The organism is Streptomyces sp. NPDC107575, assembly GCF_055657265.1.
Window position 1 is genome coordinate 249514 of record NZ_JBVKBG010000010.1, and the last position, 20543, is coordinate 270056.

The window sequence follows — 20543 nt, forward strand, 5'->3', positions numbered from 1 at the left end:
TCCATCGAGAGCCGATTGGAGCCGGATGTCGCCACCCGCGTCGACACCGACTCACTCCTGCGCGTACTTGTGAACGGTGAACCCGAGCACAACACAGCCACCAGGACGAGCTCCGATCCACCCTGACCAACCACATGGCGAGGTACCCACCTTCAAACGGCGGGGACCTCGCCATGGATCACGTCCGCTGGAGTGGTGTATCAACGGCCACTCGGCGATCTCGTTTTGAGGCTATGCGGTGAGTTCGGTGGGCAGGGTGGTCTCGTCGGTTTCTGACTCGATCGGGTGGAGGCGGGCCTTGGCGAGGAGGTCGAGTCCCATGTAGCGGCGGGCCTCGGTCCATTCGTCGTTCTGCTCGGCCAGGACCGCGCCGACCAGACGGATCACGGCGGTGCGGTCGGGGAAGATGCCGACCACGTCGGTGCGGCGCCGGATTTCCTTGTTCAGCCGCTCTTGCGGGTTGTTCGACCAGATCTGCCGCCAGATCTCACGCGGGAACGCGGTGAAGGCCAGGAGATCGTGCTGGGCGGTGTCCAAGTGGGCTGCCGCCTTGGGGAACTTGGCCTCCAGGGCGTCCAGGACATGTCGCATCTGGGCGCGAACCGCGTCGGCGTCGGGTTGTTCGAAGACGGTCCGCAGCAGGGTGGCCACCCACGGCTGAGCCGATTTCGGGACCTGGCTCAGCAGATTTCGGGCGTAATGGGTGCGGCATCGTTGCCACGAAGCTCCGGGCAGGACAGCGCCGATCGCGGCGACGAGGCCGGTGTGGGCGTCGGAGACGACCAGTTGGACACCGGACAGGCCGCGAGCGGTCAGGGAGCGCAGGAAGGCGAGCCAGCCGGCGCCGTCCTCGGCAGTGGCGACGTCGATGCCGAGGATCTCGCGGTGTCCGTCGGCGTTCACGCCGACCGCGATCAGCGCGTGGACGTTGATGATGCGGCCGCCCTCTCGGACCTTCTGCGTCAACGCGTCGACCCAGATGAACGCATACGGCCCGGCGTCCAGGGGTCGGTTGCGGAACGCGGCGACCTGTTCGTCGAGGTGCTTGGCCATCGCACTGACCTGGGACTTCGACAGCTGGGTGACGCCCAGGGACTCGGCGAGCTTCTCGACCCGGCGGGTGGAGACGCCGAGCAGGTAGGCGGTGGCGACGACCGAGATCAGGGCCTGCTCGGCCCGCCGGCGCCGCTCCAGAAGCCAGTGCGGGAAGTAACTGCCTTGACGCAGCTTGGGGACGGCCAGTTCGACGGTCCCGGCACGGGTGTCCCACTCGCGAGGGCGATAGCCGTTGCGGTGGTTGACGCGTTCGTCGCTGGCCTGCCCGTATTCGGCGTTGCACAGGGCGTCGGCCTCGGCGGACATGAGGGCGTCGGCGAACGTCTTGACCATCGCGCGCAGCAGATCGGGACTCGCCGCGGCGAGGTTGTCTTCGGTCAGGGCGTGCAGGGGCAGACTGTCCGGTGCGGTCATCGTGCTGATCTCCTTCGAGGCTTCGACACTTCGAAGATCAGCCGATGGCCGTTCATCTATGCGGGCACCATCCCGACGCCGGAGCAAACCCCCGGATCAGGTCGAACCCGTACACCACTTCCCTGGACGTAACCCTCGCCATGTGGGCCGAGGTACCGCAGGCGAGTCACCGACCCCACGGACGCCTTCCTATCGACAGCCCAGATCTGCACGACATGTCTGCACTGGTCAGAAGCAAAAGTTGACCGTCGATTGCCAACACACCCTGCGAGCATGAACTGCTGTTGACCCACCCCCCTTGCGTCTCCCAACTTCTCCTCCTCCTGAGCTCCGTCCCGATTGTCCGAGCCTCCCACTAGCGTTGTAAGTCCTACTCGCGACGGCTGCGGGGAGCGTTGATGGACGACAACCTTCCGGTCCACAGCGACGAAGACCTCTTTCCTCACCCCGTCTAAAGGCCGAGCAGCAGGAGGGCGGAACGAGCGTGTAACGACAGCGCTTCGGTTGCACGGTCAACCGCTCTCCGCGTTGCGACCCCGCCGGTGGACCCGCGCCGCGCGCGCGACGCACGCCCCGGGCCTCACCGTTTACGAGTTGCCGGTGTTCCAGGCACGGCGCGGGCCCGGGGCTGCGCCCGAAACAGGCGCCGCATGTTGTGCAAGCGGACCCGGCTGGTGTCCTGACAGCGATCGGTGCGTGGCTGCTCGACGGAGGAGTTCAACCTCGCCGACGCGCCAGCGGTTTCCCTCCGCCTCGCCTTCCCAAGAAGACCGTGGGCCTGCGGGACAGCTTCACCCAACGGCCCTTGACGGGGCGTGGCAACCTCGAGCCTCATGAGGAACGCGGTTCAAAACGCCACCGCTGACACCTGGTTCGCTGCAGCGCCGAGGCCGCATAGCGGGCCCCAAGAACTGGCCGTTCCCTCCAACGTTTCAATCGAGGAACAGCCCAGATCATGTCCAGTCTGGTTCTCACTTTTCAGGTCCAGCGAGTTCGAAAGCACCCTGGGTAAGTGTTCCTCCCAGTCGCTGCTCAGCTATGTTGGCGTAGTGGTCGGACAGTTCGACGCCAATGAACTGGCGGCCCTCGAGCAAGGCGGCCACACCAGTGGTTCCGGAGCCGGTAAACGGGTCAAGGACGGTGCCACCGGGCGGGCAGATCTTCACCAGTTCCTGCATGACTTCGACTGGCTTCTGGGTGATGTGGACACGGTCCTTGCGAGGCTGGCTGGCCGTGTAGAGACCAGGCAGGTAAACGGGGTTGCGGCTGGCATCTACCGACCCCTTCGTGCCCCAGACGATGTACTCGCAGGATTGCTTGAGGCGACCCTTCTGGGGGCGGGAGACCGGCTTGTGCCATGCCGCGATGCCCCGCCAGGTCCAGCCTGCGGCCTGCAACGCATCGGTCGTCGTGGGGAGTTGCCGCCAGTCGGTGAACACCAGTGCAGTGCCGGACTCAACAGTGGCTCGGTAGGACTCCGTGAGCAGGAGGGTGAGCCAGAAGCCATAGGACCGCTGATCTCGGTTTTCCCCGGGAAAGTTGGCCAGGTGGTGGCCCGCCTCGGCGGACGTGTACTTACTTCGGGCCGTGCGCCCGGTTCGTTCGCCGCTGGTACGGCCCCCGCTGTTGTAGGGCGGATCTGTGATGACCGCATCGACGGTGTTGTCGGGTATACCGGCAAGTGCCGTGAGCGCATCGCCTCGATGCAGGGTGTAAGACATTGCGCGGTTCTCTCTGTTTGCAGGGGCGGGCGGGGCGGAAATCAATCCGCCGACACGACAGCATTGATGGTGCGTGTACGGGTGCAGATTCCCCAGGCAGCTGGGGAGTGAACGGGAGGTTATCCTCCCGGCTCGGCCAGACCTAACGTCTTGCTGCCGCTGTCACGACCATCAGCTCCTTAAGAGGCCCGCGTTTGGCACGGACGGACTTCGTTCATAAAGTGCCGCCGTCGTCACCGAGCAGCGCTCAGCCGCATGCCAGTTGAACGGCATCTTGAATTCGTCCTGCGCATATCGAGGAGTTCATCGTCGTGGATTCTCTGAGATTAAGAGTGCGGCTGGCTGCCGTTCTTCACGAGGGAGGCGTCGGGCGCCCTGGGTGTGCAATCGCCCCGGGCGCCCCGAGCTCGCCTCCCTGAGTTTCACGCTTGCATGTTTCTGTTCGGCTCAGTCGCGCGGCCTTCGACCAGGATGCCCGTGCTGCGCCGTCTGTGAGTTAGGAGCTGCTGATGCAGCACGCTTCGGCGCAGCCGTCTCCGGCATCGCCCGCTCCACCCCGCCGCCCCGCCGCAGGAGCCCGGTTGTGAAGGCTGCTCCGGCCCTCATCGGCACGGTGGCGCTCGTTCCACTCTTCCTTGTCGCCCCGCTCGGTCTGGCCGTCGCCGGCACCAAGGCGACACAGGGCGGCACTTGTTCACCGGGCGGCGCACAGGCATTGGATTCTGTGGCCGTGTCCCGGCAGGTGAATGCTCTTGTTGAGGGAAACGGCACGGGGTCGGTGTCGGTCGCAGGGCTCGACAGTCCCGCCGAGCAAGTACCCAACGCGAAAGCAGTCCTGGCCACCGGGGTTGCGATGAAGGTCCCGGCCCGCGGCCGGGTCGTCGCCCTGGCGACTGCCCTGCAAGAGTCCGGACTTCGGAATCTCGATTACGGGGACCGGGACTCGCTGGGTCTTTTCCAGCAGCGCCCCAGCAAGGGCTGGGGAACGGCGGCGCAAGTCCGTGACCCAGTGCACGCGTCGACGAAGTTCTACGAGGCGCTGCTCAAGACTCCCGGGTGGCAGTCCATGACGGTCGCGCAGGCGGCTCAGGCAGTGCAGCAAAGCGGGTTCCCAGAGGCGTACGCCAAGTGGGTGCCACTGGCGAATTCCCTCCAAAAGGCCCTGGCCTCTTCGTTGTCGAGGCCGTCGGGCTCTGAATCAGCGGGGGCCGCCGGTGCCTCGAGCGACGCGGACTTCGCTTCGCATGCGAAGTCCAGCGACTGCGGCGCCCGCGCCGACGGAGCTGAGTTCGGCGACATCCCGGCAGGCTCTCTCCCCAAGGGTTACAGGCTTCCATCCGACGCCCCGAAGGCCATACGCACCACCATCCGGTGGGGCCTCCGTCAGGTGGGCACCGCTTACCAGTGGGGCGGCACGTGCGATAAGCCGCACGGCCAGGATCCGATGGGCCGCTGCGACTGCTCGTCGCTCATGCAGGCGTCGTACAAGGCGGGTGGCATCGCGCTGTCCCGGACCACGTACACGCAAGTCAAGGAAGGCAGGGCGGTCACTATCGGTGCGCTCGAGCCCGGCGACCTGCTCTTCACCGAAGGCACGGCCGATGCCCCGCAGCACGTAGGGATGTTCATCGGCGAAGGGCTGATCCTGCAAGCCCCGCACACCGGTGACGTCGTCAAGATTTCTCCGCTCGCCGACTGGCGATCAGACGTGCTGGCCGCCCGCCGCATCGTCTGACCACCGCCGCTCCGCTCCCCCACACCCGGGCCTTCACGCGCCCATTTCCGACTTGGAGAACCAGTGAGCCTCATCCAGCACGCCCAAATCCTGGCGTACAACCCCGGTGTCACACCGAGCGAGGGCGGCCTGCCCGGCCTCGATGTCCTGAAGAAGGTCATCAGCAGCATCAACCTGTTCGGCATCATCGCCGTGGTCGGCGCACTCGCGATCTCCGCGATCGTGTGGGCCTGGGGTCACCACAGCGGCGGCCACCAGGCCGAGGCCACAGGCAAGAAGGGCACCGTCGTCGCCGCCGGATGTGCCCTGCTGCTGGGTGCCGCGAACGGCATCGTGGCGTTCTTCTCGGCGATGGGGACGCAGGTCCACTGATGCCCAGGAACCCCATCTCGACCTCGGACAGGTACCGACGCCGCGGCTCATCCTCGGTGGCACGCCGCGCTGCCATCGGAGTAGCCACGCTTGCCGTTCTGCTGGCCGTCGCCGGCCTGGTGGCCCACCTGACGTACTCGGAGCCCCCGTCGACGCGGGACAAGACATCACTTCCGTCGGCGCCACCGTCCGCCCCGAATGGCTCCCCGACAGAGGCGCCGGCCAACGATGCTGCGGTGGCCGCGCCTCCGAAGACCCGCGACCCCGTCACCTTCGCCAAGGCCGCCGCAAAGGCCCTGTGGAGCTACGACACCCGCTCCCACTCGCACCCCGACCAACTCGCCGGCCTCAAGCCGTGGATGACCGATGAGAACTACGTCGCCGACTGGAAGTCGGTGGCCGAGCAGGTGCCCAGCCCGGTGCTGTGGTCTCGGATGCACGACAACCAGCAGCGTGCAACGGCCACCGTCAGCGAAGGCCACTTCCCGCAGGCCTTCAAGAGCGCTCTGCGCAAGGATCCCGGCGCGATCACCAAGGCGTACGTGTACGCCGTCACGGTGTCCGGCAAGCAGTCCATTGCCTGGAAGGGCTCCGGCGCCGGCGCCGAGTCTCGCTCCACCACCCTCGCGGTCCAGTGCCGGCCACACCACGCCTGCGCGCTGGTCGGTGTGCTGCCGAACGTCTCGCCGTGATCACGGCCCTCGATTCGCTTACGGAGGTGCCCTCATGGGGGCGTGTGACCTTCCCCTGATGAACACGGTGTGCGACACCATCGGCGGCGTGGCCGGCGCGACCGGTGGAGCCATCACCGACGGCATCGGCGCCTGGATCGCCAAGTCGATGGGTGAACTGGCGCAGTCCGCAGCGGACTTGGCGACCAGGGCCGTAGACAAGACCACGGCGATCGACCTGAACGCGGAGTGGTTCCGGCATAACTACGAGCTCCTGCTGCCCATCGGGCTGGTGCTGACCGTTGGGACGTTCTGCCTTCAGCTCACCCGGGCCGCGTGGCGCCGCGACGAGCGTGCGCTCGCCCAGGCCGTGTACGGCACCGTGGCCGGGGTCCTGTTCGCGTTCGCCGCCATCGCCTGCACCACGGTGGCGATCACTGTCGTCGATGCGCTCAGCGCGGGTCTGTTCCAGGCGGCCAACACCTCGGTGGACGATGCACTGCGCCGTGTCATCAAGGTCAACGAGATGGGGGCGATGTACGGGCTCGGCTGGGCGACCCCCGCGTTCGTCGCGCTCGGATGCGCGATCGGAGCGTTCTTGTACTGGGCCGTCATGGTGGCCCGCAAGGTCGGCATCCTGATCTTGGTCTCGCTCGCGGTGTTCGCCGGGGCGGGCGGCGGTTGGGAAGTCGCGCGTCGGTGGCGACGCGGGTGGATCGAGGCGACCAGCACCCTGATCGTCTCCAAGCTGCTGATGACCATCGTGTTCCTGCTCGGTGTGTCCGCCATGGGTAAGACCGACGCCCATGGCGGCATCGGCGCGCTGTCGGATGCGCTCACCGGCATGGTCGTCATGGTGCTCGTGCTGCTGTGCCCCTACGCCACGTACAAGTTCGTGCACTGGGCGGCCGACGGCGGCGGCCAGGACGACCTGCACCGCACAGGTGTCGCCGGCATCGGGGTGGCGGCCGGTGCGGCGAAGACCGCGGGCCAGCTCGCCATGCAGGTCGGCACCGGGACGCCCGCCCCACAAGGGCCGTCGAAGGTACCTGGCCAGGGTTCGAGCGGGATGGCCTCGGGCATCGATCCGACCGGCGGCTCGGGCGGCGACGACAAGCCGAAGCAGACCCACTTCCGCTTCGGCGAGGACCCGAACGCCACCGGTGACAAGGGCAAGCCCCTGATCCGACGCCCCCAAAGCGACGGGGACCGTGGGATCCCGCTCATCCAACGCCCCGGCGAGGCAGCCAAGGAGACAGCCCCTGTCACGTCCGGCCCTACTCCGCAGGGCACTTCCGTCGCAGCATCCCAGGTTCTGCACGAGGACCCACCCTCGGCCCGGTCCGGCGCTCCTGCACCGCAGGGCGACGCCACTCCCCAGCGCTGGACCTACCCGCCGCGGGGCGGATCGGGCTCGTAGCCGACGGCGGATGTGGCGGCCGCAAGCTCTGCCTCAGCGCGGCCGCCGCATCCGCTCTCCTCCCCAACGACTTCTTCTGCCTTCCGCTCGTGTTCGAAGGACACCTTCGCCATGCTCTCTGACGCTCCCCACCCCGACACTCCAGCGAGTGTGAAGTTCCCGCACCGCTCACGCCGTGGCGTGCTGCTCGGCCTCACCGCACCCCAGTTGGCCGCCCTCGGAGCATCGGGCCTGCTGCTCCTCGCGGTCCTGCTCACCTCCGGCGTGATCGGCGCCCTCAAGCTGCTCCCCCTGTGGGCGCTCGCACTGGCCGGTGTCTTCGTCCGGCACCGCGGGCGCGCGCTCGCCGACTGGGCGCCGATCGTGATCCGCTACGCGCTGCGCCGCTGTCGAGGTCAGCTTCTGTGGCTCGCCCGGCCCGCCACCCGGCCTCGACGCGAGGGGCTGTTGCATCTGCCGGGAACTGCCGCCTCGTTGCGCGTGGTGACCTCGCCCAACCGGCGCCTCGGCGCGGTACATGACCCCCACTCCGGCACACTCACCGCCGTGGTGAAGGTGTCCTCCCGCGCGTACGCCCTCCTCGACCCGGCCACCCAGTCCAGCAATGTCTCCGGCTGGGGCCGCACCCTGGCCGCGCTCGCCCGCACCGGACACATCGCCCGCATCCAGGTCCTGGAGCGCACCGTCCCCGACTCCGGCGACGCACTCAACCGCCACTGGTCCGAGCACGGCGACCCACACACCCCGCTGGCCGGGCCGATCTACTCCGACCTGCTGGCCGCTGCCGGGCCTGCCGCCGCACCACACGAGGCGTACGTCGCCCTGGCCCTGGACCTCAAGGCGGCCCGCCGACTCATCAACCAGGCCGGCGGTGGACTGACCGGCGCCTTCGCCGTGCTCGCGCAGGTCACCGCCACCTTCGACCAGTCTGCTCGCAACTCCGGTCTTGTACCTACGGGTTGGCTTCCTGCGACCGAGATCGCCGCCGTGATCCGCACCGCCTACGACCCGAAGGCATCGGCTGCCCTCGAACAGTGGTCCGCCTCGGGCCGCCCGCAGGCCGAACCTGCCGCCGCGGGCCCCGTCGTCCTGGTCGAGAAGGCCGATCGCATCCAGACCGACTCCGCGCACCATTCCACCTTCTGGATCGAGAACTGGCCCCGCATCGAGGCCAACCCCGGGTTCCTGCACCAGCTCCTGTTCACCACCGGCGTCCGCCGCAGCCTGTCCCTCACCTACGCGCCCCAGGGCCTTGATGCCGCGCTCAAGGATGTGCAGCGCAAGAAGGCCACCGTCATCGCGGATGCCGCCGAGCGTGCTCGCAAGGGGCAGGTCGACTCCGAAGAGGACTCGGTCGAGTACGCCGACATCAAGCAGCGCGAACGCCAGCTCATCGCCGGGCACTCCGATGTCGCCCTGACCGGCCTCCTCACCGTCAGCGCGGACAGCGACGAGCAGCTCAACGCCGCCTGCGCCGCCATCGAGACCGCCGCCGTGGCCGCCCTCATCGACCTGCGCCCGCTGACGTGGCAGCAGGCCGAAGCATTCACCAGCGCCGCACTGCCACTCGCCCGTCCGTAGCGCACCCGCATCACCGTCTCTCCGCGCTCCACCGAAGGGCACACCCCGACATGCCGACCGACCCCCTGCCCGAACCGGCCTCGGACTTCGTTCCGTTCGCCACCGCGTCGCTCGACTTCCACCGGGCCATCAACATGCCCGTTGACCAAGCCGCCGCGGGCCGTCCCGAACTGGACTCGCTGCACGCGCACTTGATCGCCCTGTACGGACTGCTCGATGCGCACACCGCACGCACCACGCCGGTCGCCGCCGACGAGGGCGACCACCTCAAGGCCTGCCGCGTTCGGCTGTGGCAGGCAGCCGATCACATCCACGCCGCCTTCCACTCGGCACCCGCCCCGAAGACCGGGCGCCTCCCCTCCCGGGAGGCGTGCCGAGCGCGGCTGCCCGAAGGCGCCCCCTACTTGACCATCTGCCAGCGCCACGTGGCCTCCGCCGCCCGCGTCCGGCGGGATCACACCCCCACCGACCTACGCGATCCCTTCACCGGCCTCACCCGCCACTGACCACCGGAGCCTCCGCCGCCATGCCCTCTCGCACCAGCAGCCGCGCCAGCGCCAGCCACCTTTACGTACCTCGCAAGTCTGACCGGCGTACCGCCCGAGCTGCCCGCGCGCAGTTCACCGCCGCTCGCGACCAGGCTCGCCATGAGGTCCGGCCCGCGCCGCGCGGCCCCGCGCCCGGTCTCGACCCAGCCCTGCGAGCCACCTACCCACCCGCCGGACGCCCTGGCCCGGCCTCTGCCCGCGGTGGCAAACTCAAGCTCCCGCCTCACCGGATGACCACCGCGGTCGCCGCCGGCGCCTATCCCTTCCTCGCAGAAGGCGGCCTCGGCTCCCAGGGCATCTACGTCGGTCGAGACGTGCATGCCGAGGCCGCCTTCACGTACGACCCCTTCGCTCTGTACGACAGGCTCGACGGGTTCACCAACCCCAACATCCTGCTCGCCGGTGTCATCGGCATGGGCAAGTCCGCCCTCGCCAAGTCCCTTGCCCTGCGCGCCGTCGCGTTCGGCTACCGCATCTACGTGCCCTGCGACCCCAAGGGCGAATGGAGCGTCGTGGCCCAGGAGTTGGGCGGGCGGACGATCGCTCTTGGCCCTGGGCTTCCCGGTCGCCTCAACCCGCTCGACGCCCCGGCGAAGCCCTCCGGCGTAAACGAACGGGACTGGGCTGGCGAGGTCCGCAAACGCCGTCTCCTCCTACTCGCGTCGCTCGCGAAGACCGTTCTGCGCCGCGAGCTGCATCCCATGGAGCACACCGCGCTCGATGTCGCGCTCGACCAAGTCGTCAGCCACTCCGAGGCGACCGGCACGACTCCCCTGCTCGGTCAGATCGCGAATGTCCTGGGCTCCCCCGACCGCCTCGACGAGGCGCTCGGCGATCACTCTGGACGCCTCGGCCAATCTGCCGAAGACCTGGCTCACGCTCTGCGCCGGCTCGTTCACGGTGACCTGGCCGGCATGTTCGATGCGCCATCCACCGTCGCATTCGACTCGAACGCGCCGATGCTCTCCATCGACCTCTCCAGGCTCGGTGGCGCGGGCGACGACACCGCTCTCGTCCTGGCGATGACATGTGCCTCGGCCTGGATGGAGTCCGCGCTCGCCGACCCCACTGCCGGACGGCGCTGGGTGATTTACGACGAAGCTTGGCGGGTCATGCGACACGTTGCCCTGCTGGAGCGCATGCAGAGTCAGTGGAAGCTCTCCCGTGGCCTCGGCATCGCCAACATGATGATCATCCACCGCCTCTCCGACCTCCTGACGGCGGGAGACGCCGGGTCGCGCGGGCGCGCACTCGCCGAGGGCCTGCTCACCGACTGCTCCACCCGCATCATCTACCGCCAGGAGGCAGACCAACTCCCCGCCTCAGCCGCCCTATTGGGGCTCACCGGCGTCGAGGCCCAGGCCGTCTCCGCCCTCACGAAGGGGCGCGGGCTCTGGAAGGTAGCCGGCCGCTCCTTCATCACCCAGCACCTGCTCCACCCACGCGAGCGCGAGCTCTTCGACACCGACTCCCGAATGCACTGAACCACCCCTCACCCGAAAGGCGGTGCCCACGCATGACACGATTCCTCCACCTCGTTGTCGTCGAGGGAGTTCCGACCAGCCCGTACCTGGGCGCGTCTGAACGACCCACGATGACCGGATACGACCAGCTCTCCTTCACGCGCCGGACAGCAGAGCGCATCGTGGCTGACGTGAACAAGGATGCCTACGGTCTCACCGGCTCCTGGGAGGACGACTCTCTGGTACTCACGGCAACAAAGGAGTACTGCGGCGAAGCCTTCACCGAGACCATCCACCCGGATGGTCAGGGCCACTACACCTTCGAGGCTCTGTGGCCCTGGGATGACTGGGACGAGAGCCTCGACCCCGACGAACGGCACCAGGCGTATGCACGCGGTGCTCTCGCGCCTCACGAGCCTGTCGACCCGACGTACTCGGACGCCGCCGTCGCATCGTGGCAGGCGGGGCGAGACGAAGCTGCCCAGCTGCTGCACCCCCGGCCCCGCGGGGAACACCGCCCTCACCGCCATCTCGTCCAACGAGTATCCCAGCCGGCTGAGCGTCCAAGCACCGGCCACCGCCCTGGCCCATCGGGACGCTCAAGGTGACACCAGAGCTTCCTTGGCGGGCCGCCTGCACCCACCGCCGATAGCGCACAACGCCGGTGTCACCAACTCCGCCCATGAACCACACCCTTGCCTTCCCGTCCGGCTTCGACCTGCGCGAGGTGTATCTACATGCCGGAGACATCACCTTCGACTAGATCTTGCGTCGCTCCCCCGAAGCCGACTGCACGTCCAGCTGAGTTGGGTTCGAGCCACTGTCAGACGCTCATGTGCAGTCATGTCTGACCTCACCGGGACCTGTACATCGTGCTGGGTACGCGGCGCCGTCCCTGCCGACCGCGGGGCCTTGAGAACATGCCGCGCACAGGCGATTCAGGGCTGAGGACCAACGAGTCCGTCTCACTTCATGACGGCTGCACCCTGCTCGCCGCACGGCACTCCAGCCGGGCCAACCCAGCACCGCAACTTCCCTCGGAAGCGCGCAGGCCCGCCACACACCAGCTGAAGACCGACGCGGTGATGGGTGTGTCTCCGGCGTGCCCCAGCGCTCAGGCCACCCCCTGGTCGAGGACATCGTGCACCGCCCCGACCCGTCGCACCCAAGGCCTGCGCTCTGACAGCCCACACACACCAAGGAACCCGAGATGGAGCAACCGCCCGAGCCCGATGTCGCCTTCGGACTGATCCCAGGCCTCGGCGTCGCCGCCGCTACAGCAGACGACCGCCCGTTCCTGGACAAGGTCCTGCGCAAGCACCACTTCCTGCACTCCCCAGCTCACGACGTGTACCTGCTGCCGACCGACACACCACACGTCCACGCCGTACGCACTGTGGGCGGAGCCGCCCGTGAGCTTCAGGAAGCCGGGCTGACTGTCGCGGCGGACCCCAGGATCATGCAGCCACCTGTTTCCCCAGCCGCGACGCCGCTCGCGACGAACGCACCCGAGCGCACCGACTACGCATCAGCGGACCGGCCGCATGTCGCGCCGCCGCCCACGCGCGCTGAAGCGGCAACCGGACACTCGCAACATCGCTCCGGCCCCGCGCCCACCGAAGACCTCACTACGAAAGCCCCCACCAGCACCCCCTCTTCCACATCACCGCGCCGTAGCCGCTGAACAACCCCGCCACCGACGAGGAGCTGTACCCATGTCAGTCAAGTTGCTGTGGACCATTGACCACGTCTGTGGCCATACCGCCGACGTCGACCTCTCTGACCGGCCCGCCGACCGGCGGGCCGGATACGCCCGCTGGCTCTCCGGCCGTGACTGCGTTGACTGCTGGCGCGCCACTCCGGACCAGGGCACCAACACCAAGGCCGCTTGGCTCATGCAGAAGCGAGCCGAGGAGCAGAAGGCCGCCGAAGAGTGGTCCGAGCAGTACCTCATGCCGCCCCTTGAGGGCACGGATCGAGCGGCCGCCTGGGCTGTGCGCTGTCGTCATCAACTCGTACGCGACGCCTACACCGCACTCGTCGTCGAGGGCACGACGAGTGAGACCGAATGGGAGGCGATCGAGGACCTCATACGGCGGGTCACACGCGCCGGCTGGTGGCTCGATCAACGGGACGCCACTCCAACTGACCTGCCTGAACTGCTCGAAGCCGCGGCTGCCCGCGAGGCCGGAACCGAGAACCCACACTTCTGAATCCCGACCCCGGAGCCGCTCCCATGCCGACCGAACCACTGGTGACGATCACACGCGAGGAAGACGGCAACGTCATCGCCCGAGGCGGCGACGAACTCGCCCACACCCTCCTGCGACGAACAGGGTTCGTCTACGAACAGACGATCCGCACCTACTGGTACCGCCTCCCTTGGGACATCGGCGAGCGCCACGAGAGCGACTTGGCCAGTAATGCCGCACGGATGCTCACCGCCGTCGGATACCACGTCGCGCTGAGCCCAGACCTGTTTACGGGCGCCGTGACCACACCTTCCGACCGACAGGGCCGCCACGTGTACGGTCACCAGATCCTCGCCCTGACCGACCAGCTCAATGGCAGTGAGACCTCAGAAGCCGCGGCCATGGTCACCGACCACGTCCTGGACCCACATGATGGCGTCCTGGTCCGTCTCAGCGAGTTCTTCGAGGCCGCCGCCGAACGGGCAAAGGAATCCAGGTCGGATGAGGGCTGGGCCCTCTCGGACGACTTCACAGAGGCCGCCGCCGTACTCACCGCGCTCGGCGAAGACCTGCATGTGGCAACCGACCAGCTCAGGGACCTGGGCCGCACGCCACGGCAGAGCTGGCGAACCCAAGCCATGAGGCACTACACAGCCACTCCCGCCCAGGGACGATCCAGCGATGTGGCCCCAGCCGCGTCGCCTTCAATCACTGTGCCGACCGCCCCCAAGACGGGCAGGAGTCGCTGATCCATCACCGTCTGCAGGAGGCCCCCTCGTGGTCACCAGAAGACCTCGCCGGTTCCAAGTACCGCTTCGTTCCGCGTCACATCACTGGACCCCGTCATGCCTCCTTCGCGCACCTCCGGGACGCCCTCGGCCACCACCGCTCACGACACCCTCTCGTACCTACTGATCGCTTTCGCTGCACTCGGTGTCTGCGGCAGCAACCTGGCCTGGCTGTTCGGCAATCTCGCCAACGCCACCCTTGGGTCTGATCCTTGGACCGACTATGCCCCCGTGGCATCGCTGCTCCATCCCCAGCACGCCTGGCCGCATCTCTCCCCCGTGTTGGTGGTCGGCAGCTGCTACGTCCTTCCCTCCCTGGTCCTCCTGACCGCTGCCCTACTCACCGCCAGGGCATGGCTGCGTTTGCGCCGCACCACCGACGGTCTCGCCGGCCAACGAGACCTCGCCGGTCTGCTCGCCAAGGAGAACTCAGCGAAGGCCATCAGCCTCCGCCCGAGCCTCAAGGGCACCAAGCCCAAGAACGTCTCGGCGGACGACCTCGGCGTCCTTCTCGGAACACTGCCCCCGGGTGCGCGCGAGGTCCGTTCTTCCTGGGAGGACGTGATCGTCGCCATCATGGCGCCCCGCTCCGGCAAGACCTCAGGACTGGCCATCCCCGCAATCCTTCGTGCCCCTGGGCCCGTCCTGCTGACCAGCAACAAGGCAGCCCGCGACGCCTTCACCGCAACCGTCTCCGCCCGTGCCGACGTCGGGACGGTATGGACGCTCGACCCGCAGCAGATCGCCCACACCCACCAAGAGGTGTGGTGGGACATCCTCGCCGACGCCCACGACCTGACCGGCGCCCGCCGCTTGGCGGGACACTTCGTCACCGCGTCCGTGAACGAGTCGAGCGCAGGCGACTTCTGGTCGACCGCCGCCGCGAACACCCTCACCGCATTGTTCCTCGCAGCCGCACGCGGGCAGCGCCCCATCACCGATGTCCTGGCATGGCTCGCCTCACCCGCCGACCGCACCCCGATCGACCTACTCCAGGACGCCGGGCTCGATGCCGTCGCCGCCCAATTGCACGGCACGGTTGCTGGCGCCGTCGAGACACGCGACGGCATCTTCGAAACGGCCCGGCAGTACGCCAGTTGCCTCCTCAACCCGACCATCGCCGCCTGGGTCACCCCGCCCGACAAGACGTCGAAGATGCGGGAGTTCAAACCCGAGGAATTCGCCACCAGCAAGGACACCCTGTTCCTACTCTCGAAGGACGGCGGTGGCTCCGCCTCCGCGATCATCGCGGCCGCCGCCGACGCCGTGATGCGTACGGCCGTCATCCAGGCCGAACGCGACGGCGGGCGCCTCGACGTCCCCATGCTCGCGATCCTCGACGAGGCCGCCAACGTCTGCAAGATCGCCGACTTGCCGGACCTGTACTCACATCTCGGCAGCCGTGGCGTCATCCCCATCACGATCCTGCAGTCCTACCGCCAAGGCGTGCGTGTCTGGGGCGAAGCGGGCATGGACGCCCTCTGGTCCGCAGCCACGATCAAGCTCATCGGCTCCGGTATCGACGACGCGGACTTCGCGGACAAGCTCTCCCGGCTCGTCGGTGAGCACGAGGTGCGAACCGTCTCGGTGTCCACCAGCGAATCCGGCAAGTCGACGTCGATCTCCACGCGCCAGGAACGAGTGCTGCCGGCCGACGCCATCCGCGCCCTGCCCAAGGGATCCGCGCTGCTCCTGGCCACCGGCATTCGCCCCGCACTTCTCGACCTCAAGCCGTGGTACCGCGAGCCCGACGCCGACCGGCTCAGCGCCGCCTCGGCCGAGGAGACGGCGGCCATCACCGATCGTGCCCTGGCCAAGGACCTGGGGCGTACCGACTTCGGTACGGCCGCGTGATGTCCCAGCTCCGTCGCCCTGGGCGGGCCAGAGCATCAGCTCTGCTTTCGCGTCCTGCCCGCCCGCACCGTTTGAGGCCCCTACCTTGTCCCACGCTGCACCTCTCCACGCCTTCTGCCGAAAGTCGGGAGGCCTCGCCGACGCTCCCGTCGTACGCCGTGGACCCCACTGGTGGTTCGTGGCCCCCTCTGGAGCACTTCGCGCATCCGACAGGGTGTTCACCGACGAACTCGACCGCTTCGCCGCCGACTTGCAGGCAGCCGACCGTGCCGTCGCCGCGCTACGTGACGAGCGCCGGCCCGCCCGCAAGGCGCGTCCGTGACCCCGCTCGCGCACGCCGAACAGGCCGTCCTCGGCGCAGTCTTCTTGGATCCCGATCAGCTCGGTCGACTCGCCGGCTGGTTGCGGCCGGAGCACTTCGACCGGCCTGTGCACGCGGCGTTGTACCAGGCGATGCTTAATCTCCAGGCGCAAGACCACCCCGCAGCCGCTGACATCGGCAACGGCCCTGTACCGGTCTCCTGGATCACGGACACCGTCCAGGAGGCCAGCCGGCACATGCGGGGGCTCACCTCGGTCTACCCGCACCTGCTGGTGTCAGCGTGTCCGCGCCCCGAACACGCCCCGGCGTATGGCCGCATGGTGCTGGAGGGAGCCATCCACCGCAGGGTCGCCCAGCACGCCAAACGATTGCATCAGGTCGCCCTCGCCGACCTGGGCACCGGCACAGCAGCCGAAACCCTGCACCACGCCCAGCTCCTGTCCAACGTGCTCGCCAAGATGGCCCGAACCTGGGGCACCGAAGCACGCCCTCTGACACCACCCGACGTACACGCACTTCCCACCGAACCGCCGCCACCAGCACCCGAGCAGGTGGTTGCCGATGAGGAGTTCCTCCTCGGCTGCCTCGCCTCCCACCCCGAACAACTACTGGACCTCGTGCTCTGGCTCCACCCTGCCGACTTCGCAGACCGAGGCCACCAACACATCTACCGCGCGCTCACAGCACTTCACCACCGAGGAGAGCCCATCGACCAGCTCACCGTGCTGTGGGAAGTCCAGCACCGCGGCGCGCTGACCGACGGGACGCTGGACGCCGACCGAGTCCTGCGCGTCTGCGACCCGCTCGCTCCAGGCGGCCCCGCTGAGCACTACGGCGCACAGGTCGTCACCTCCTCACTCGCCCGTACCGCCGCGATCGCGGCCCGGCAAGTACGCGGACTCGCCGGGGAGGACGCCTTGGCGCCGGGCCAATTGATCAACTATGCGCTGTACGCGCTCAGTCCGCTCGACGACGTACGCCACCGCCACCGCATCGCGCATGGACTCGAACCCAGCCCATCACCACCGAGCCCCCAGCACACCTCGCCCTCCCGGACCGAGGCCGCACGCGCCCGCAGCCGCCCGCGCCGCTCCAACCGCGAGACACCGGCTTCCCCCGCAGCCTCTACGCCTCACCCTCCCCGCCCGATCCGCCGGAGCCCGTCGTGAACGACCCCACCAGCGACCCGCCGGAACCTCTGATCGGCAGCCTCTGCTCCGGCTACGGCGGCCTGGATCTCGGTGTCCAACACGCCCTCGGCGGCACTCTCGCCTGGCACGCGGAGATCGATCCCGGTGCGGCCCAGATCCTCTCGCGGCACTGGCCCACCGTCCCCAACCTCGGTGACATCACGACGGTGAACTGGGCGGCTGTTCCGGAGGTGTGCGTCCTGACGGCCGGGTTCCCGTGTCAAAGATGTCTCTGTCGCCGGCCGCCGCGCCGGGCTGGTTGATGGCACCAGGTCCGGCTTGTGGCTGCACATCGTCCGTGCCATCGAAGCCCTCAAGCCATGTCTGGTGGTCATCGAGAATGTCCGGGGACTCCTCACCTCCCCCGCCGGCTCCCCTGGCGACGTGGAACCCTGCCCGTGGTGTCTGGGAGACACCACAGACCAGCCTCCTGTGCGCGCACTCGGTGCCGTACTTGGTTCCCTGGCCGACCTCGGGTTCGATGCGCGCTGGTGCGTGCTTCGCGCCTCCGACGTCGGAGCCCCACACCGCCGCGAGCGAGTCTTCCTCGCCGCCTGGCCCACCCAGCGAGGCACCACTGCTGAAGACACCAACGAGCAACCTGGCCATCATCGGAGGCAGCCAGCACCCTGCGAAACGGAAGGAAGGCGGCCACGGCCCGAACCTCGCCGACGAAGTGGAGTGGCTGCTGCCCACCCCAAAAGCGACCGACGGAACGAAGGGATCACCCAACCAGCGGCACGGCAACGGGGACTTGACCTTGCCGTCGGCCGCAGCCTCACTGCAGACCACCGGCCTCCCGTCCACGCACTCCACCTACGCGGGACGGCGACGGCGGAGGAATCGGTCCATGGGCTCTTCTGCCGAGACACCCACTTTGTTCGAGCCGGAGGAGGCCAGAGCTGGGGGTCGTACGCGGCGGCCATCACTCGTTGGGAGCGGGCGACTCGTCCGGCGCCCCGGCCCACCGACGCGGATGGCCGACTCAGCCCTCTGTTTGTCGAGTGGATGCAGGGACTCGACGCGGGTTGGGTGACCGCCACGCCAGGCCTGGGCCGACCTGCCCAACTGACCGCTCTCGGCAACGGTGTTGTCCCACAACAGGCCGCGCACGCTCTACGGCTTCTGAGTCCGCCCACCCGTGTCTGCCGGCACACCCCATGACGACGGCGTGAGCAGCACGCGCTCTACCTCTCCATCCCGGCCTGGCCAAACCGGACCTTGCGCAGACCATCACCACCCCGAACATCCCGTCCCGCAGAGGGGTAATGATGGTTGACCCTGCTCAGGAGCCCGAGCCGGTGCGCGTACCCGACCACGATCTGAACGATCTGGTCGCCACCGTCACCGGGCTGGTCACGGAAAGCCGCAAGCAGAGCGAGACGCTTGCTCGGCTCACGGACGAAGCCGCCCCCGTTGAGGGCGATCGTGGCCCCGGCCCGGGCCGACCTGGTGTGTCGGTTCCGGCGGATGGAAGCGCCTCCGCCGGATCCGGCACCACGCAAGAAGGCCCGACATCGATCTTCATCCTTGCTCTCGATGGCAAGGCCTACGACGAGGAACTCGCCGCGCTGACCCGCTGGGTGCATCACCTGCTGATACCGGTGTACGGCCGCGAGGTCGGCAGCTCGCGGCCGTGGTGCCGCCAGTGGCCCGAGCATCCGGAGGCCGTCGCCCGGCTGCACGCACTGTGGCTGGCCTGGCAACAGCTCACCGATGTCGAGGCCGGCCTCGCCGGCCCGGCGATGTGGCACCGCGACCACCTCGACCCCACCATGTTCCAGCTCAGGTCTCCCGACGGCCCGTTCGCGGCGTGCACTACAAACAGCGCGCGCCCCAACCACCGACTGCTCGGGGCGCCCGACGTAGACCTGGCGGCCTGACATGAACGACAACTATGCGAGTCAGGACCACCATTACCGCCTCACCGGTTTCCAGGCAGCCACCGAAGCCATCGAGAACGACTTCGTCCGGGCCACTCTCTCCGACGACATGTTCGTGCCCCTATCAGCCCACCACACCGACGGCGGGCAGAACAGTTACCTCCTGTTCTTCGACCGGGCTGCCATCTGGAGCACCCCCGGGGAAGCCGAGTACGTCGCGTTTCACATAGCCAAGGATCACAAGCAGCGAACCTTCGGCTTCGCCTTCGAGCGCGCCCCCGTGCTGCCGCTCGCCCAGAACTGGCTTATCCGACAAGGCTGTTCACCAGAGGCAACGCTCACCACGGACCACCATGGACCTCGTCCCGCGGATGCCCTCACCGCCCGACTCGAGGACCTGCTGCGGACCAACCCGGGCGACCGCTACGAGGTCCTCGACCACTTCACCCACAACCAGAGCACCTTCGGCTGCGGCACCGAGGTGCGCACCCTCGTGTACGACCATCACGTCGAATCGACAGCCATGCCATACCGGTTGTTCCTCGAAGAGACCGACAGCAACTTCGAGGCGTACACCGTGCGCGAGGGCGCCTTCCCCACCGCCACTGCTGCGCACGCCTGGGCCGCGGCCCGCGACACACCGCTGCCACTGGCACCGGCGCCACACAACACCAGCACCACCGCGACGCATGCGGCAGAGCGGACGACACTCGCACGCCGCACACCTCTGGGCGTTCCGCCAGCAGCCGTCGCAACACACCGACCGGACCCAGGCCGCTCACGGCGTCCGCGCGGGGGCAAGTAGTGAAGGCTGCCCGGTTCGCGTTCGCCGCTCACCCCGAAGCCCTGGCCGACCTCCGCGACATCCCAGAGAACATCCGCGACCTCGCCCTGCTGGAACTCCAGCACCTGGTCCACGGCAATGAACGCGGCGCACCCCTCACCCGCGAGCTGGCCGGCTGCCACAAGGTGTACGTCGATCCTCAGACCCGCTGGCGCATGGTCGTCCAGTTCCGCGATGCCCCCGATACGTCCCAACACCATCGCGAGATCTACCTGCTGGCCGTCGGTGAACGCCAGGATCACACCGCTTACCGCTTGGCCGCACATCGCCTGCAACACGAACGATCCACCACACCGACACACCAAGACAGGGCGCAGGCAGCCCGCAGCCGCTCTCCCCACAGCTCCACGACAGTCCCGTCGGAGGCCACGTCGTCGACTCCGTCACGGTCTCCTGCCGCTGCGCACGCGCGCCTGCTCGCTGAGCCCGCCCTCGGTGTACAGCGGCATCCAGACGTTGATGCCGCCCCGCCCTCACGCACGAGGTGAC

General features: G+C 68.2%; 20 protein-coding genes. 18 read left to right on the forward strand and 2 right to left on the reverse strand.

Annotated features, from left to right (window positions below; all coding sequences use genetic code 11):
- Positions 1–231: 231 nt before the first annotated feature.
- Positions 232–1470 carry an IS256 family transposase gene (locus ACZ7L4_RS38680; protein ID WP_472109737.1) on the reverse strand — a complete coding sequence of 413 codons (1239 nt, stop codon included), beginning with the start codon at positions 1468–1470 and terminating at the stop codon, positions 232–234.
- 971 nt (positions 1471–2441) lie between these two features.
- Entirely contained in the window at positions 2442–3191 is a 750-nt protein-coding gene (locus tag ACZ7L4_RS38685; protein ID WP_472109738.1) for a DNA-methyltransferase, read from the reverse strand.
- A 583-nt stretch (positions 3192–3774) separates the two neighbouring features.
- Here ACZ7L4_RS38685 and ACZ7L4_RS38690 point away from each other — a divergent pair.
- The 18 genes from ACZ7L4_RS38690 to ACZ7L4_RS38775 all read left to right on the forward strand — a co-directional run bounded on the left by ACZ7L4_RS38690 (position 3775) and on the right by ACZ7L4_RS38775 (position 20542).
- Positions 3775–4926 (forward strand): C40 family peptidase, encoded by a 1152-nt coding sequence (locus ACZ7L4_RS38690; protein WP_472109739.1) that lies wholly within the window; start codon positions 3775–3777, stop codon positions 4924–4926.
- 63 nt (positions 4927–4989) lie between these two features.
- Positions 4990–5298 carry a DUF6112 family protein gene (locus ACZ7L4_RS38695; protein WP_472109740.1) on the forward strand — a complete coding sequence of 103 codons (309 nt, stop codon included), beginning with the start codon at positions 4990–4992 and terminating at the stop codon, positions 5296–5298.
- Complete coding sequence (locus ACZ7L4_RS38700; RefSeq protein ID WP_472109741.1) at positions 5298–5990, forward strand: hypothetical protein; 693 nt, start codon at positions 5298–5300, stop codon at positions 5988–5990. Before ACZ7L4_RS38695 ends, ACZ7L4_RS38700 begins: the two co-directional genes overlap by 1 nt.
- 34 nt (positions 5991–6024) lie before the next feature.
- The gene (locus ACZ7L4_RS38705) at positions 6025–7389 is read left to right on the forward strand and encodes an SCO6881 family protein (protein ID WP_472109742.1); all 1365 of its coding nucleotides are present in this window, start codon (positions 6025–6027) and stop codon (positions 7387–7389) included.
- A gap of 111 nt (positions 7390–7500) precedes the next feature.
- Positions 7501–8970: an SCO6880 family protein gene (locus ACZ7L4_RS38710; protein WP_472109743.1), complete on the forward strand. Its 1470-nt coding sequence runs from the start codon at positions 7501–7503 to the stop codon at positions 8968–8970.
- A gap of 50 nt (positions 8971–9020) precedes the next feature.
- Positions 9021–9476 carry a DUF6238 family protein gene (locus tag ACZ7L4_RS38715; RefSeq protein WP_472109744.1) on the forward strand — a complete coding sequence of 152 codons (456 nt, stop codon included), beginning with the start codon at positions 9021–9023 and terminating at the stop codon, positions 9474–9476.
- Between the two features lie 20 nt (positions 9477–9496).
- Positions 9497–11002: an ATP-binding protein gene (locus ACZ7L4_RS38720; protein WP_472109745.1), complete on the forward strand. Its 1506-nt coding sequence runs from the start codon at positions 9497–9499 to the stop codon at positions 11000–11002.
- A gap of 32 nt (positions 11003–11034) precedes the next feature.
- A complete protein-coding gene (locus ACZ7L4_RS38725; RefSeq protein ID WP_472109746.1) occupies positions 11035–11589 on the forward strand; it encodes a hypothetical protein in 555 nt (184 codons plus the stop codon).
- A 602-nt stretch (positions 11590–12191) separates the two neighbouring features.
- Positions 12192–12665, forward strand: coding sequence for a hypothetical protein (locus tag ACZ7L4_RS38730; protein ID WP_472109747.1), 474 nt, complete (start codon positions 12192–12194; stop codon positions 12663–12665).
- Between the two features lie 31 nt (positions 12666–12696).
- Entirely contained in the window at positions 12697–13194 is a 498-nt protein-coding gene (locus tag ACZ7L4_RS38735; RefSeq protein ID WP_472109748.1) for a hypothetical protein, read from the forward strand.
- 23 nt (positions 13195–13217) lie between these two features.
- On the forward strand, positions 13218–13922 hold the full coding sequence (locus tag ACZ7L4_RS38740; RefSeq protein ID WP_472109749.1) for a hypothetical protein: 705 nt from the start codon (positions 13218–13220) through the stop codon (positions 13920–13922).
- Between the two features lie 96 nt (positions 13923–14018).
- Positions 14019–15815 carry a type IV secretory system conjugative DNA transfer family protein gene (locus tag ACZ7L4_RS38745; RefSeq protein WP_472109750.1) on the forward strand — a complete coding sequence of 599 codons (1797 nt, stop codon included), beginning with the start codon at positions 14019–14021 and terminating at the stop codon, positions 15813–15815.
- Positions 15816–16133: 318 nt separating this feature from the next.
- The gene (locus tag ACZ7L4_RS38750; RefSeq protein ID WP_472109751.1) at positions 16134–17306 is read left to right on the forward strand and encodes a DnaB-like helicase N-terminal domain-containing protein; all 1173 of its coding nucleotides are present in this window, start codon (positions 16134–16136) and stop codon (positions 17304–17306) included.
- Complete coding sequence (locus tag ACZ7L4_RS38755) at positions 17303–17590, forward strand: DNA cytosine methyltransferase (protein ID WP_472109752.1); 288 nt, start codon at positions 17303–17305, stop codon at positions 17588–17590. The genes ACZ7L4_RS38750 and ACZ7L4_RS38755 overlap by 4 nt, the downstream gene beginning before the upstream one ends.
- 16 nt (positions 17591–17606) lie before the next feature.
- Positions 17607–18491, forward strand: a complete 885-nt coding sequence (locus tag ACZ7L4_RS38760) for a DNA cytosine methyltransferase (protein ID WP_472109753.1) — start codon at positions 17607–17609, stop codon at positions 18489–18491.
- A 107-nt stretch (positions 18492–18598) separates the two neighbouring features.
- The gene (locus tag ACZ7L4_RS38765) at positions 18599–19210 is read left to right on the forward strand and encodes a DUF4913 domain-containing protein (protein WP_472109754.1); all 612 of its coding nucleotides are present in this window, start codon (positions 18599–18601) and stop codon (positions 19208–19210) included.
- Position 19211: 1 nt separating this feature from the next.
- Positions 19212–20015, forward strand: coding sequence for a hypothetical protein (locus ACZ7L4_RS38770; protein ID WP_472109755.1), 804 nt, complete (start codon positions 19212–19214; stop codon positions 20013–20015).
- The gene (locus tag ACZ7L4_RS38775; RefSeq protein ID WP_472109756.1) at positions 20015–20542 is read left to right on the forward strand and encodes a type II toxin-antitoxin system RelE family toxin; all 528 of its coding nucleotides are present in this window, start codon (positions 20015–20017) and stop codon (positions 20540–20542) included. The genes ACZ7L4_RS38770 and ACZ7L4_RS38775 overlap by 1 nt, the downstream gene beginning before the upstream one ends.
- Position 20543: the final 1 nt, after the last annotated feature.

Coding starts and splice junctions, on each gene's coding strand:
- ACZ7L4_RS38680 (WP_472109737.1), bottom strand. CDS start 1,470: ATGACCGCACCGGACAGTCTGCCCCTGCACGCCCTGACCGAAGACAAC.
- ACZ7L4_RS38720 (WP_472109745.1), top strand. CDS start 9,497: ATGCCCTCTCGCACCAGCAGCCGCGCCAGCGCCAGCCACCTTTACGTA.
- ACZ7L4_RS38765 (WP_472109754.1), top strand. CDS start 18,599: ATGGTTGACCCTGCTCAGGAGCCCGAGCCGGTGCGCGTACCCGACCAC.
- ACZ7L4_RS38700 (WP_472109741.1), top strand. CDS start 5,298: ATGCCCAGGAACCCCATCTCGACCTCGGACAGGTACCGACGCCGCGGC.
- ACZ7L4_RS38685 (WP_472109738.1), bottom strand. CDS start 3,191: ATGTCTTACACCCTGCATCGAGGCGATGCGCTCACGGCACTTGCCGGT.
- ACZ7L4_RS38730 (WP_472109747.1), top strand. CDS start 12,192: ATGGAGCAACCGCCCGAGCCCGATGTCGCCTTCGGACTGATCCCAGGC.
- ACZ7L4_RS38735 (WP_472109748.1), top strand. CDS start 12,697: ATGTCAGTCAAGTTGCTGTGGACCATTGACCACGTCTGTGGCCATACC.
- ACZ7L4_RS38740 (WP_472109749.1), top strand. CDS start 13,218: ATGCCGACCGAACCACTGGTGACGATCACACGCGAGGAAGACGGCAAC.
- ACZ7L4_RS38715 (WP_472109744.1), top strand. CDS start 9,021: ATGCCGACCGACCCCCTGCCCGAACCGGCCTCGGACTTCGTTCCGTTC.
- ACZ7L4_RS38770 (WP_472109755.1), top strand. CDS start 19,212: ATGAACGACAACTATGCGAGTCAGGACCACCATTACCGCCTCACCGGT.
- ACZ7L4_RS38745 (WP_472109750.1), top strand. CDS start 14,019: ATGCCTCCTTCGCGCACCTCCGGGACGCCCTCGGCCACCACCGCTCAC.
- ACZ7L4_RS38705 (WP_472109742.1), top strand. CDS start 6,025: ATGGGGGCGTGTGACCTTCCCCTGATGAACACGGTGTGCGACACCATC.
- ACZ7L4_RS38725 (WP_472109746.1), top strand. CDS start 11,035: ATGACACGATTCCTCCACCTCGTTGTCGTCGAGGGAGTTCCGACCAGC.
- ACZ7L4_RS38710 (WP_472109743.1), top strand. CDS start 7,501: ATGCTCTCTGACGCTCCCCACCCCGACACTCCAGCGAGTGTGAAGTTC.